Raw genomic sequence first — 13,476 nt, 5'->3', positions numbered from 1 at the left:
ACTGCTTCGGACGGACAAGCCTCGGCCTGCCTGTTTCACGCAGAAGGATGTCTCTCGCGGCCCGGACCAGGCTTTCCCAGCTGCGCCCGCACCCTTGCCTGACTCGGCTCACCGACATTCAGAAGGACTCATCGACCGATGTTCTTGCTCCGCCTCCTCCCGCCGCTTCCCCGCGAGATATCCCTCGCCGTCGTCGGGCTGCTCTTCGGTCTGTTCCTGACCGTGCAGGGGGCTCGGCAGGCCTATGCAGAGGCGACAGGAGTGCCCGGCACGGTCAAGGTGGCCGAGTGCACGCCTGCGACCGGCGGTTTGGGCGATCTGCGGCAGGACGGCTGGGCCTGCAAGGGCTCGTTCGAGGCCACTGACCACTCCGTGAGCATCAGCCGCGTCGCCGTCGACGGAATCATCGAGAACCGCCCCGCCGACGGCACCCTGGCCGCCCTCGTCGACGGCTCCGGTGACCACACCGCGACCCGCGACGGCTCCGGCAGTTGGAAGATTCCCACTCTCACCGGCGTGGTGCTCCTCGCCTTCACCGCTTGGCGGATCCGCACCGTCAGAGGCATGCTCCGCCTGCGCCGAGCCGTGCGGACCGCCGAGTCCGGTGGCCCGACCCCAGTGCCTGTGAACGAAGGAAGCAGGGAGGGGAGGGAAGGGGCGCCCAAGCAGGACGAGCCGCACCACGTGGTGCCCCCGAAGGGGCCGAACCCCTGGGGACAGGCCGTCGCGGCCGTGGCGGTGGTGGCGGTACTCGGTGTCGTTCTGTGGACGTTCGGGCAGACGTCGTCCTCGGGCAGTGCTGCGACGACCGCCACGTGTTCGGACGGGGAGCCCGACAAGTCGCCGGGCAAGGCGTCTCGGCACGTCTCCGGTGCGCAACTCTGCAAGGCAGTGAACCGTCCCGACCTCGCCGAACTGCTGGGCACGGCCGGGGAGAGCGCGAAGAACGCCAGCGGCAGCGACGGCTCGGTCGAACTCGCCGGTGGCAAGGAGATCGACAACCCCTCGGCTCAGGTGGAGTTCGGCACCTACACGGTGACGCTGTCGGCCACCTACGACCGCCTTCCGGTGGCCGGGGCGGCCGCGCTCCTGGGGGACGGCGCCCTGCAGCGGACCGTTCTCGGGCGACCGGCCGTCCTGTACTCGGACCGCACCATCAGCATCCATTTCCGCCTCGACGGGAGCGACACCGACAGCGGTCCGGGCGTCCCGGCCCGCGTCCTCTCGGTGGCCCGCGATGCCAAGGACAGCGGCGGCTCCTTCGAGGTGGCCCTGTGGCGCGCGGACGGCGCGGTGCCCGACGACGCGGTACTGCTCCGCGTCGCCGAGAAGGTGCTGCCGACGATCCCGGGGTGGGCCGCCAACGGATGACGGACCGCCGGCAGGGAGGCGCGCCTGTGGACCGTCGGGGGAAGCCGGTGGCCGCGCACGAGTACCTGAAACCGGAGCCGTTTCCACAGCGGGTGCAGCAGGACGGGACGCGGCGGCGCCAACGCCTGGGTGCCGTACTGCTCCTGGCCGCAGTCCGCACACAGGCAGTGCCTTTGTTGTGGTGTCCCGTCCCATATCGGGGGGAGGCGTCTCTCCCTACGGTCCCCGGCATGACGCACACCAGAGCCGCACGTCGCTACTTCGTCCTGGCGAGTCTCCTGGTCGCTCTTCTCGCCGCCTTCCTCACGCCGGGCACAGCCACGGCGGCCTCCCTGGAGGAGGTCACCGGGTTCGGGTCGAACCCCGGTGCACTGCGCATGTACCGGTATGTGCCCGGTGGGCTTCCCGCCGGGCGGCCCGTCGTCGTCGCGTTGCACGGGTGCACCCAGGACGCCGCCGGGTACGGCACCGGAAGCGGGTGGATCCAGCTCGCCGACCGGTGGGGGTTCTCCGTGGTCCTGCCGCAGCAGCAGAGCAGCAACAACCCCTCGAACTGCTTCGACTGGTTCCAGAGCGGGGACATCGAGCGCGGCCAGGGTGAGGCCGCCTCGGTCGCGCAGATGGTCGACCGGCAGCTCGCCGACGTCTCCGGTGACCCCGGGCGGGTGTACGTCACCGGGCTCTCGGCGGGGGGCGGCATGACCGCCGTGATGATGGCGACCTACCCGGAGAAGTTCGCCGCGGGCGGGGTCGTCGCCGGGCTGCCGTACGGGTGCGCGCAGGCCGCCGGGTCGCCGTACGTCTGCATGTACGTCGGGGCCACCCAGACCCCCAAGCAGTGGGGCGACCGGGTGCGGGCCGCGCGCCCGGGGTACAGCGGGCCCTGGCCGACGCTCACGGTCTTCCAGGGGACGGCCGACTACACCGTCAAGCCCGTCAACATGACCGATCTGATGAAGCAGTGGACCGATGTGCACGGGGCGGATCAGGTCGCCGACGTGAGCGACACCGTCGCCGGATACCCGCACCAGGTCTTCCGGGACCCGTCCGGGAACGCCGTAGTGGAGACGTACAGCATCACCGGCATGGGGCACGGCCAGCCCGTCGACCCCGGGACGGGGAGCGAGCAGTGCGGGGCGGCAGGCTCCTACTTCCTCGACGTGAACCTGTGCGCCGCCTACCGGCTCGGACGGGTCTGGGGGCTCGGCTGAACCGGTGCGCCGCGTACCGGCTCGGGGGAGCCGGTACGCGGTCCGGTGCGTCAGCGAAGCGTGAACGTCGAGAGCCGGAGCCCCTTGCTCAGGACCAGGTACACGTCCGTACGCCCCTTCGCTCCCGTCAGTGGAGCCGTCACGGCGTCGTACGTGTACGGCGACGACGTCCCGTCGAAGTGTGCCGTGCCCACCAGTCGGCCCGTGGGCGAGCCCAGTCGCACCTCCAGCGTTCCGGCCGCGCCCGCCAGTCGCGCCGTCAGCGTCGAAGCTCCCGACCCCAGCCGCGTGTCCGCGAACTTCAGCCACGCCCCGTCCGCCGCGGCCGACACCGCCGTACCGCTCGCCTTCGACTCGTCGACCAGGCTGATCGCGTTGTAGTCGTCGAAGTTCTCGGCCCGCGTCAGTGCCGACAGGTCCCGAGGCGGGATCGTCTCGCCCCGTACCCTCAGCGACGTCCGCGCGCGGATGTCCGCCGACGACGCGCCGACCATCACGTCGTACGCCCCTGTCTCCACGATCCACTTCGAGCGCGTGACGTCCCAGTGCGCAAGGTCCGAGTCCCGCAGCTTCAGACGGACCGTCTTCGTCTCGCCCGGCTTCAGCGACACCCGTTCGTACGCCTTCAGCTGCTTCAGCGGCTGCTTGTCGCGGGATTCCCGCTGGTGGACGTACAGCTGGACCACCTCGTCACCGGCCCGGCGGCCCGTGTTGGTGACCGTCACCGCGTAGCCGTCGGAGACCCGCTTCAGCCCGCCGTAGCGGAACGACGTGTACGACAGCCCGTAGCCGAAGGGGTAGAGCGGCTGCCCCTTGTAGTAGAGGTACGTCCGGTTCGACTTGATGATGTCGTAGTCCAGGATCGACGGCAGATCCGACTCCGAGCGGTACCACGTCTGTGTCAGGCGGCCCGCCGGGTTCGCGTCGCCGTACAGCAGGTCGGCCAGCGCGTTGCCCGTCTCCTGGCCCGCGTGCGTCGTCCACAGCAGGGCCGGGACCTCCTTCTGCAGCGCGCCCAGCGTGGTGGGGTAGCTGTTCTCGACCACGACCACCGTCTTCGGGTTCGCCTTGCGGACCGCCTCGACCAGTGCCTCCTGCGACGGGGCCAGGCCCATGTCCGTGCGGTCGTGGGCCTCGCGCCCGTTGATCGCCGGCATCGAGCCGACCACCACCACGGCCGTGTCCTTGCCCTTGACCGCGGCGACCGCCTCGTCGACGCCGCTGCGGACCACGTCCTTCGTGTAGTGCGCGGCCTTGTCCTTGGCCACCAGGCCGAGCGTGCCGTCGGCGTCCACCGGGCCCAGGTACACCGGGTTCGACCACCACGACTCGCCGGTCTCGTAGCCCGCGTACCGCAGCAGGTACGTCCCGTCTTCCTGCCGCTCCAGCTTGAACTGCTGCTGCACGTACCAGCCGTTCGGCTGCGTCTGGTCGTTGACGAAGTTCGACCAGTTGTAGCCGACGTACTTCCCGTTCGCGGCCGAGCGGAGGGTGACGACTCCCGAGCCCCAGTCGAACACGTCGAACTGCGCACCGGCGCCGCTCTCCGTCGTCTCCTTCAGCGGCGCTCCCGCATCCCCCGCCCCGGCCGTCACGTACTTGCCGGTCGCCGTGTCCTTCAGTGCGATCCGGTCCACGCCCTCGCTGCTCGCCGCGGAGGTGCCGAGCTTGGCCTCGATGCCGTCCTTCGGCGTCACCGCGTACGGCAGGCTGCCCGAGTACCAGTCCGTGTAGAGGGTGTCGGCGAGCGGGCCGACCACTGCCGCGCTCCCCGACTTCTTCAGCGGCAGCGCGCCGTCGTTCTTCAGCAGCACCGCCGCCTCGGTCGCCGCCTTGCGCGCCAGCGCTCGGTGCGCCGGGCTGTCGATGACCGACGCGTCGATGGAGCCGTACTCGCCGCCGCCCGGGTCGAACTCGCCGAGCCGGACACGGATGCTCAGGACATGGCGTGCGGCGGTGTCGACGTCCGACTCGTTCAGCAGGCCGGAGGACAGGGCCGACTTGATCGCCGCCGTCGTCGGCCCCGAGTCCGTGTCGTTGTCGGTGAAGCTGTCGATGCCCGCCTTCAGCGCCGCCGCTTCCGCCTCGGTCCGGGTGCCGTAGTACTTCTGACTGCCGACCAGGTTGCCGGGCGCGTAGGCGTCCGTGACGTTCAGCAGGTCCTGCGAGGTCCAGGTGCGCACGGTGTCGTTCAGTGCCGGGTTCACCGTGTTGGGGCGCCCGTTGACGAGGTTGTACGAGGACATGACCCCCGTCGCCGCGTCCGCCTCGATCGCCGGCTTGAACGCCTGCTCGTCGTACTCCTTCAGCACGCGCGGGCGCAGTTCGGAGGACGTGGTGTCGCGGTGCTCCTCGTTGTTGTTGGCGAGGAAGTGCTTGATCGTGGGTGCTGTCTTGAGGTGGTTCGGGTCGCCGCCCGTCAGGCCCGTGCCGTAGGCCGTGGAGATCGAGCCGGTGAGGTACGGGTCCTCGGAGTAGCCCTCCTCGTTGCGGCCCCAGCGCGGGTCCCGCAGCAGGTTGGCCACCGGCGCCCACAGGTTGAGGCCCCAGCCGGCCGGGCGCTGCTGCTGAAAGCCGCGGGCCTCGTCGCCGACCGCCGAGCCGACCTGGCGGATCAGCGAAGGGTCCCAGGTGGAGGCGAGCCCGATCGCCTGGGGGAAGACCGTCGTCTTGCCGAGCCAGGCCACGCCGTGCAGGGCCTCGGTGCCGGTGCGGAAGGACTGGATGCCGAGGCGGGGGATCGCGGGTTCGTACTGGTGGAGGAGGGAGATCTTCTCGTCGAGGGTGAGGCGGGAGAGGAGGTCGTCCACGCGCTTCTCGACGGGGAGGTTCGGGTTGCGGAAGGGGTGGGCGGGGTCGTCGGCCTGGGCGGGGACGGTGGCTCCGAGCCCCGCGATCAGGGCGAGCGCCACGGCCAGGGTGGTTCTGCGTCTTCCTCGCGTGCCTTTCATGCCACGGCTCCTTCGGTCAGGGCCTTGCAACGGGACGAATACGGTCAATTCGAGGCTTCGCGGCTTCGCACGTTCCGGGATTCAGGGTGCTGAGCGCGGTGCGGTGCTCGCGCGGAGCGTGAGGTGCGGGACGAGCAGGGTGGCTTGCGGAACGGCCGACCCGCCCAGCTTCTTCATCAGCAGCGCCACCGCCCGCTCACCCACCTCGGCGGACGGGACGGCGACGGACGTGACCGGCACCCGGGCGCCGGCGGCCTGCTCCTCCGGGCAGATCGCGGTGACGGAGAGATCGCCGGGTACGCGCAGGCCGAGCGACTCGAAGGCGTCGATCAGCGGCTCGAGCACCGCCTCGTTGTGCACGACCACCCCGGTCAGCGCGGGCTGCTCGCGCAGCAGCCGCTCGGCGACCCCGCGGGCGGCGGCGGCACGGCCTCGCAGGGGTGCACCGACGACACCAGCCGGTGCCGGTCGGCCGCCGCAGTGAACCCCTGCACCACCCGCTGCGCGAACCCCGTTCCCCGCACGTACACCTCCGGCGGCGACCCGACCAGCGCGACCACCCGGTGCCCGAGTCCCGCCAGGTGCTCCACGCACAGTTCGCCCGCCGCCATGAAGTCGAGGTCGATGCAGGTCAGCCCCTGCGCGGAGGCAGGGAACCCGATCAGCACGGACGGCCGGTCCAGGGCCCGCAGCAGCGGCAGCCGCGGATCGTGCAACTGGACGTCCATCACGATCAGCGCGTCCACCAACGCCGTGTCCGCCACGCGCCGCAGCCCGTCCTCGCCCTCCTCCTGGGTGAGCAGCAGCACGTCGTGGTCGTGCCGGCGCGCGGCCGTGACGACGGAGACCGCGAACTGCATGACCACCGGGACGTTGATCCCGGAGCGCAGCGGCATCACCAGCGCCAGCACGTTGGACCGGCTGCTGGCCAGCGCGCGGGCGCCGGCGTGCGGGCGGTAGCCCAGCTCGCGGATGGCCTCCTCGATGCGCAGCCGGGTCTCCTCGGAGATGGGGCGCTTGCCGCTGAGGGCGTAGGAGACGGTGCTGGGGGAGACCCCCGCGTGCCGGGCCACGTCCGTGATCTTCACCATGTCAGTCCAGCTCCTGTGGGGGGAGGAACCATCACTCCGACTCCAGCTCCAGCGAGAGGAACCCGGTGCCCGCCGCCGCACGGGCGGTCCGCTCCCCGCTCGCCAGGGCCCAGGGCGCCCGGGGATCACTGCAGGAGGCCCGCAGCGTCTTCCCCTCGCGTACGACGGTGAAGGTCACGTCCCCGACCGGCACCGTCACCTGCGCGCCCTGCTCCAGCCCGAACGCGCGCAGGGTGACCCCGTCGGCGTACGGATAGTCGGGGCGGTCGTCCACCGCACCGACCGGGATCACCGCACCCGGCCTGACCAGCAGCGGAACACTGGAGAACCCGTGCCGCTCCCGCACCCAGCGCGGCCCGGTCACCGTCCTCCCGGTCAGGTAGTCGGTCCACGTGCCCTCGGGCACGTAGTACGAGACCTCCCCCTCGTCGCTGAAGACCGGCGCGACCAGCAGGTCCGGGCCGAGCATGTACTGGCGTTCCAGGTGCGCGCAGCCGGGGTCGTCGGGGAACTCCAGCACCATCGCCCGCATCACCGGCACGCCCTCGGCCTGGGCGGTGCGCGCGGCCTCGTACAGATAAGGCATCAGGCGCAGCTTGAGCCGGGTGAAGTGCCGCAGCACGTCCACGGACTCCTCGTCGAACAGCCACGGCACCCGGTAGGAGGAGCTGCCGTGCAGCCGGCTGTGCGAGGACAGCAGCCCGAAGGCCAGCCACCGCTTGAACAGCGCCGGGGTCGGCGTGCCCTCGAAGCCGCCGATGTCATGGCTCCAGAACCCGAAGCCCGACAGACCGAGGCTGAGCCCGCCGCGCAGCGACTCGGCCATCGACTCGTACGTGGCCTCGCAGTCGCCGCCCCAGTGCACGGGGAACTTCTGGCTGCCCGCGGTCGCCGAGCGCGCGAAGACCACGGCCTCCTGCTCACCGCGGTGCTTGCGCAACACCTCGAAGACGGTCCGGTTGTAGAGGTGCGTGTAGTAGTTGTGCATCCGCTCCGGGTCCGAGCCGTCCGCGTAGGCCACGTCGACCGGGATGCGCTCCCCGAAGTCGGTCTTGAAGCAGTCGACGCCCTGGGCGAGCAGCGCCTCCAGCTTGGCGGCGTACCAGTCGCGGGCGTCCGGGCTGGTGAAGTCGACCAGCGCCATCCCGGGCTGCCACAGGTCCCACTGCCACACGCTGCCGTCCGGCTTCTTCAGCAGATGGCCCAGGGCCTTGCCCTCCGCGAAGAGGGGGGAGCGCTGCGCGATGTAGGGGTTGATCCACACGCACACCCGCAGTCCGCGCTCCTTCAGGCGGGACAGCATGCCCTCCGGGTCGGGGAAGACCCGCGGGTCCCACTGGAAGTCGCACCAGTTGAACTCGCGCATCCAGAAGCAGTCGAAGTGGAAGACCGACAGCGGCAGTTCCCGTTCCTTCATGCCGTCGATGAATGAGGTGACGGTGGCCTCGTCGTAGGAGGTGGTGAAGGAGGTCGACAGCCACAGGCCGAACGACCAGGCGGGCGGCAGGGCCGGGCGGCCGGTGAGGGCGGTGTACTTGCGCAGGATGTCCTTCGGGGTGGGCCCGTAGATGACGTAGTACGTCAACTGCTGGCTCTCCACGCTGAACTGGACCCGTGACACCGCCTCCGAGCCGACCTCGAAGGACACCTTGCCCGGGTGGTCGACGAAGACGCCGTAGCCCGCGTCCGTCAGGAAGAACGGGACGTTCTTGTAGGCCTGTTCGGTGGCCGTGCCGCCGTCCGCGTTCCAGATGTCGACGACCTGGCCGTTCTTCACCAGCGGACCGAAGCGTTCACCGAGGCCGTAGACCGACGTGCCGACCCCGAGGCCCAGCTGTTCGCGCAGGTAGTGGGCGCCGGTGGCGTCGCGCATGATGCCCATGTTCTTGGGGCCGCTGGTGGTGAGGGTGCGGCCGTGGGCGAGGAAGTCGACGTGCCAGGGGCCGGTGCGGGCGACCCGGACGGCCAGGGCGCCCGCGGTGAGGGTAGCCGTCTCCTCGTCGTACTCGGCGTGCGGCGTGAAGGCGTCGTCCCGCTGGATCTCGAACCTCGGCCCCCGGGGCTGCTCGCCATCGAAGTGCGTGAAGGTGAGGCCGATGACGTCCGGCATCGGCGCGTGCGCGCTGATCGTCACGACCGGTCCCTTCAACAGGTCGCCGCGATGGCGGATGGGCTGGGTCGGGGCGTGGATCTCCAGGGCTCCCGGGGGCGTGGTCACGTCCAGGACCTGCACCGGGTGGGCCGCGGTGACGCCTTCGCGCAGCAGCCAGTAGCCGTCGGTGAACTTCAAGCGTGCCCCCTACTTGACGGCACCCACGGCGATGCCGCGGGTGAGAGTCCGCTGGAAGACGAGGAAGAAGACGATGGCGGGCAACACACCCAACAGGGCGGCCGCGTTGGTCATCGTGGCGTCCATCAGACGCTGGCCCTGGAGGACGCCGAGCGCCACCGACACCGTCTGGTTGTCGTTGGAGATCAGCATGACCAGGGGCAGCAGGAACTCGTTCCACGTCCAGATGAAGAAGAAGACGAGCAGCACCCCGATCGTGGGCCGGCTGACCGGGACCACGATCCGCCACAGCACCTGCCACTTGTTCGCCCCGTCGATCCGGGCGGCCTCGATGATCTCGCGCGGGAACTGCCCGAGGACCGAGGAGAGCAGATAGGTGCCGAAGGCGGCCTGGATCACCGTGAAGACGATGATCACGCTCAGCCGGGTGTCGTAGAGGCCCGCCTGCTTGCTCAGGTAGTACAGCGGGTAGACCAGCGCCTCCTGCGGCAGCACGTTGGCGAGCACGAAGAAGGCCAGCACCCAGGTGCGTCCCTTGATGCGGCCGATGCCGATCGCGTACGCGTTCAGCAGGGACAGGACCGCCGCCAGGACGGCCACCGAACCGCTGATGAGGACGGAGTTGAGGAGCTTCTGGCCGTAGTCGACGCGCTGCCAGAAGTCCTTCAGACCGTCCAGGTACAGGCCCTTCGGCAGGCTCAGCGGCCCGTGCTGGGAGTACTCGGCGGGCGACTTCACGGCGTTGACGGCGACGATCAGGAACGGCAGCACCATGAACAGGGCCGCGATGCACAGGGCGACGAGGACGGGATAGCGGCCGAGGGCCGTGCGGGGCCGGGTGCGGACCTCGGTGCGTACGGCGGTCATGCGCGGGCCCCTTCCTCGGCGTCCTCGGCGCGGGTCTGGAGCTTCAGGCCCACCATGGCGAGGAGCAGGATGATCACGGTGAGGACGGTGGAGATCGCGGCGCCGTACCCGGCCTGCGTCTTCTCGAAGAAGGTGGTGAAGGAGAAGTAGGACGGGACGTCGGTCGCCCCGCCGGGGCCGCCCTTCGTCAGCACGTACACCGCCCCGAACACCTTCAGCGCCGCGACCGTGCACCAGGTCAGCACCACGTAGATCTCCGGCCTGATCTGCGGCAGCGTGATGTGCCAGAAGCGGCGCCACCAGCCGGCGCCGTCCAGTTCGGCCGCCTCGTACAACTGCGGGTCGACGCGCTGGAGCCCCGCCATGAAGACGACCAGCGGGAAGCCGATCTGCACCCACACCATCACCCCCATGACGCTGTAGAGGGCGACGTCCGGGTCGCCGAGCCAGTCCTGCTGCCAGGAGCCGAGACCCACCGCCTTCAGCAGCGCGTTCAGGGAGCCGTTGTCCGGGGCGAGGATCCAGCTCCAGACGATGCCCGCCACCGCGATCGGCAGCACCTGCGGCAGGTAGAAGCAGGCGCGCAGCACGGCGGCCGTCCTGCTGCCGAAGTGCTTGCCGATGTAGTCGAACAGCGCGGCGGCGAGGACGAGTCCGATCATCGTCGGGACGACCGCCATGGCGACGACCATGAACAGGCTGTGCCGGAACGACGCCCAGAACTCGCTGTCGTCGAGCAGTTGGCGGTAGTTGTCGAGGCCGGTCCACTTCGGCGAGCCGATGCCGCTCCACTCGGTGAAGCTGATGCCCGTGTTCATCAGGAACGGGACGATGATCACGGCGAGGAACGCGAGCACGCCGGGGAGCAGGAAGAGCGCGTACGAGGTCTGGGAGCGGGGGCGGCGCGGACCGGTGTGCGGGCGCTTGCCCACGGCCCGCGCGCCCCGTTCGGCGGTGATGGTCATTGCTTCGGCACGCCCTGGTCGTACGCCTTCTGCAGCGCGCTGAGATAGGCGTCGGGCTGCTCACTGCCCGTTATCAGTTTCTGGGTCTCGGAGATGAGGGTGTCGTAGAAGCCGGGGACGGGCCAGTCGGGGTAGAAGGCCAGGCCGTCGCGCTGGGAGAGGGTGTTGAAGTCGGCGATGAGGGTCTTGGCCTGCGGGTCGGTGATGGCGTCGGGGTCTGCCGCGACCGGGACGCCGCCCTTGTTGCCCAGCAGGTTCTGGATCTTCGGCGACATGGTGATGTCGATGAAGTCGTAGGCGAGGTCCTTGTTCTTGGAGCCCCTGGGGACGACCCAGATGTTGCCGCCGGACCCGAGCGTGAGGTTGGAACCGGGCCACAGGAAGGTGCCCCAGTCGAACTTGTTCTCCGTCTTGAAGCGGCCGTACCACCAGCTGCCGCTGAACAGGATCGGGTTCTTGCCCTGGATGAAGGAGACGCCCGCGTCCTCGGACTTCGTGCCGCTGGACGTCTTGCTGATGTAGCCCTTCTTCACCCAGTCGGCGAAGGTGGTCGCGCCGTACGTCCAGGCCGCGTCGTGGAAGTCGGTCTTGCCCTTGTACAGCTCGTACTTGTCGACCCAGGAGCGGTCGGCCTTCGACAGGGCCAGCTGGTACAGGTACTGCTGGGCCATGTACTCGGCGCCGGCGTTGGCGAGCGGGGTGATGCCCTTGGCGACGAACTTGTCCATCGCGGACGTCAGGTCGTCGAACGTCTTCGGCTCGGCGATCCCGTACTTCTTGAACAGGTCCTTGTTGTAGAAGACCATGGTGTATTCGGCGTAATTGGGTATTCCATACCATTTGCCGGAGCCCATGATGCCGTTGGCGTCGTAGCGGCTGATGGTCTGCACGCCCGCGCTGAGCTTCTTGTCCCAGCCGCGCTTGGTGACCTCGGGAGTCAGATCGGTGAGAAGTCCCTGCTTGGACAGCAGGCCCGCCGTCGCGTTGCCCTTGCTGTACTCCATGATGTCGGGTGCGTCCGAGGAGTTGAGGACCATGGGCGCGGTCTTCTGTATCTGTTCGAAGCCCTTCTCCTCGAACTTCACCTTCACGCCCGGGTGCTTGGCCTCGAACTCCTTGATGGCCTCGTTCCAGGCGGCGCCCATCGCGCTGTCCGGGCCCTCGTAGTGCCACAGTTTCAGCGTCTTGCCGTCGGAAGAGCCGCTGTCCGAGCCACCGCAGGAGGCCAGGAGCAGGGATCCGGAAAGGACCACCGCAGCCGTCGCCACCACACGCCGTCGTGCTGTCAACATCCAGTGCCTCCGGGGAGTCGGATGGGTATCGAAGCCATCACGCAGGGTTCATCGAAACGATTCGATGGCTGATGTCGAAGCGCTTCGACGGGGGAAGCTATGTGGACGTTGGGAGCGCGTCAATGGGGGGCGCACGAATCGGTGCGGATTCCTTCGACCGCCCTGTGCCCGAGGGCGATCGCCAGGGCGAGGCCCGAGGCCGTCGCGGGAAGGGCGAAACCGGCGGTCGGGGACAGGTGTTCCACGGCCCAGCCGCCGATGGCGGAACCGCAGGCCACGCCCCCGAGCAGAGCCGTCACGGCGAGGGTCATGCCCTCGTTCGAACGGCCCTCGGGGGTGCGCCGCTGGACCAGCACCATCGCCGTGACCATCGTCGGGGCGGTGGCCATGCCCGCGAGCAGCAGGGCGGGCGCGAGTGCGAGGAGGGAACCGGTGGTGCGCGCCGCGAGCAGGGGCAGGGTCATGAGGGCCGTCATCGCCGCGAGGCACCACGCGTAGCGGCGCTCGGCGGGACCGGCGGGCCGCAGCGCGCCGTAGAGCAGTCCGGCGGCGCACGAACCGGCGGCCTGCAGGGCGAGGACCGGGCCGGCAGCCGCCTTGTGCCCCTGTGCGTCCGCGAACGCCACCGTGACGACCTCCATCGCGCCGAAGACCGCGCCGGTGGCCAGCAGGCCGAGCAGGAGCGGGGGCATACCGGGGGCGCGCAGCGGGGGCCGGGTGCCCGGGCGGCGGCTCGGCGGCGGTTCCGTGGCGCGTCGACTGGTGAAGATCAACATGCCGGCGAGCAGCAGGAAGGCGCCGGCCAGAGTGCCGGCCTCCGGGAAGAGCCGGGTGCAGAGGAAGGCGGCGAGCACCGGGCCGAGCAGGTAGCACAGCTCGTCGGCGGCCTGCTCGAAGGAGTTCGCCGTGTGCAGGGCGTCCGGGGCGTTCCGGAACAGGTGGGCCCAGCGGGCGCGGGACAGGCCGCCGATGTTCGGGGTGGTGGCGGTGGCCGCCTGGGCGGCGAGCAGGGTCCAGTCGGGGGCGTCGTAGTGCACGCACAGGACCAGTGCGAGGCTCCCGAGCAGCGCGAACAGCGTGGCGGGCAGGGCGACCCGGGCCTGGCCGTGACGGTCGACGAGGCGTGCCACCCAGGGCGCGACCGCGGCCGTGGCCACGAGGCCGGTGGCGGTGACCGCACCGGCGAGGGCGTACGAGCCCCGCGAACCGGCGATCATGATGACCGAGCTCACGCTGAACATGCCGATGGGGAGCCGGGCGATGAGGTTCCCGATCGTGAAGGCGCGGGTGCCTGGGTGGGTGAACAACCGGCGGTAGGGGTTGCGCGGGGCGGGTGCCCTGCCGGCGGTGCGCGGGGTGAAGTCGACGGCGACGAGGGTGTCCTGGGTGACGGTGAGCAGGGGTGGTCTGCGGGAGGAGGGCTGCGGCATGCAGGGAA

The 13,476-nt window shown here is 69.9% G+C and carries 8 protein-coding genes and 1 pseudogene; 2 read left to right on the top strand and 7 right to left on the bottom strand.

What is annotated here, in order from left to right:
• The first annotated feature begins 138 nt into the window (after positions 1–138).
• Both N8I84_RS16305 and N8I84_RS16300 read left to right on the top strand, forming a co-directional pair.
• The gene (locus N8I84_RS16305; protein ID WP_263230218.1) at positions 139–1,371 is read left to right on the top strand and encodes a DUF6215 domain-containing protein; all 1,233 of its coding nucleotides are present in this window, start codon (positions 139–141) and stop codon (positions 1,369–1,371) included.
• Positions 1,372–1,601: 230 nt separating this feature from the next.
• On the top strand, positions 1,602–2,582 hold the full coding sequence (locus tag N8I84_RS16300; RefSeq protein WP_263230217.1) for an extracellular catalytic domain type 1 short-chain-length polyhydroxyalkanoate depolymerase: 981 nt from the start codon (positions 1,602–1,604) through the stop codon (positions 2,580–2,582).
• Positions 2,583–2,632: 50 nt separating this feature from the next.
• Here the strand turns inward: N8I84_RS16300 and N8I84_RS16295 are convergent, their stop codons facing one another.
• From N8I84_RS16295 to N8I84_RS16265, 7 genes and pseudogenes are all read right to left on the bottom strand, one after another.
• Complete coding sequence (locus N8I84_RS16295; RefSeq protein ID WP_263230216.1) at positions 2,633–5,533, bottom strand: glycoside hydrolase family 3 C-terminal domain-containing protein; 2,901 nt, start codon at positions 5,531–5,533, stop codon at positions 2,633–2,635.
• Positions 5,534–5,614: 81 nt separating this feature from the next.
• A pseudogene (locus N8I84_RS16290) lies at positions 5,615–6,624 on the bottom strand (LacI family DNA-binding transcriptional regulator).
• Positions 6,625–6,655: 31 nt separating this feature from the next.
• Positions 6,656–8,914 (bottom strand): alpha-xylosidase, encoded by a 2,259-nt coding sequence (yicI, locus tag N8I84_RS16285; protein WP_263230215.1) that lies wholly within the window; start codon positions 8,912–8,914, stop codon positions 6,656–6,658.
• Positions 8,915–8,923: 9 nt separating this feature from the next.
• Positions 8,924–9,781, bottom strand: a complete 858-nt coding sequence (locus N8I84_RS16280; RefSeq protein ID WP_263230214.1) for a carbohydrate ABC transporter permease — start codon at positions 9,779–9,781, stop codon at positions 8,924–8,926.
• A complete protein-coding gene (locus N8I84_RS16275) occupies positions 9,778–10,746 on the bottom strand; it encodes a carbohydrate ABC transporter permease (RefSeq protein ID WP_263230213.1) in 969 nt (322 codons plus the stop codon). The genes N8I84_RS16280 and N8I84_RS16275 overlap by 4 nt, the downstream gene beginning before the upstream one ends.
• The gene (locus tag N8I84_RS16270; protein WP_263230212.1) at positions 10,743–12,038 is read right to left on the bottom strand and encodes an ABC transporter substrate-binding protein; all 1,296 of its coding nucleotides are present in this window, start codon (positions 12,036–12,038) and stop codon (positions 10,743–10,745) included. Before N8I84_RS16270 ends, N8I84_RS16275 begins: the two co-directional genes overlap by 4 nt.
• Positions 12,039–12,157: 119 nt before the next feature.
• Positions 12,158–13,468 (bottom strand): MFS transporter, encoded by a 1,311-nt coding sequence (locus tag N8I84_RS16265; protein WP_263230211.1) that lies wholly within the window; start codon positions 13,466–13,468, stop codon positions 12,158–12,160.
• Positions 13,469–13,476: the final 8 nt, after the last annotated feature.

Source organism: Streptomyces cynarae (genome assembly GCF_025642135.1).
GTDB lineage: Bacteria > Actinomycetota > Actinomycetes > Streptomycetales > Streptomycetaceae > Streptomyces > Streptomyces cynarae.
Note: the sequence above shows the minus strand (reverse complement) of the source record. Positions and strands in the feature narration are given on the sequence as shown.

What these genes read in the sequence shown, in the direction of transcription:
- N8I84_RS16305 (WP_263230218.1), top strand. Translation starts at nt 139, where the DNA reads ATGTTCTTGCTCCGCCTCCTCCCGCCGCTTCCCCGCGAGATATCCCTC.
- N8I84_RS16300 (WP_263230217.1), top strand. Translation starts at nt 1,602, where the DNA reads ATGACGCACACCAGAGCCGCACGTCGCTACTTCGTCCTGGCGAGTCTC.
- N8I84_RS16295 (WP_263230216.1), bottom strand. Translation starts at nt 5,533, where the DNA reads ATGAAAGGCACGCGAGGAAGACGCAGAACCACCCTGGCCGTGGCGCTC.
- N8I84_RS16280 (WP_263230214.1), bottom strand. Translation starts at nt 9,781, where the DNA reads ATGACCGCCGTACGCACCGAGGTCCGCACCCGGCCCCGCACGGCCCTC.
- N8I84_RS16275 (WP_263230213.1), bottom strand. Translation starts at nt 10,746, where the DNA reads ATGACCATCACCGCCGAACGGGGCGCGCGGGCCGTGGGCAAGCGCCCG.
- N8I84_RS16270 (WP_263230212.1), bottom strand. Translation starts at nt 12,038, where the DNA reads ATGTTGACAGCACGACGGCGTGTGGTGGCGACGGCTGCGGTGGTCCTT.
- N8I84_RS16265 (WP_263230211.1), bottom strand. Translation starts at nt 13,468, where the DNA reads ATGCCGCAGCCCTCCTCCCGCAGACCACCCCTGCTCACCGTCACCCAG.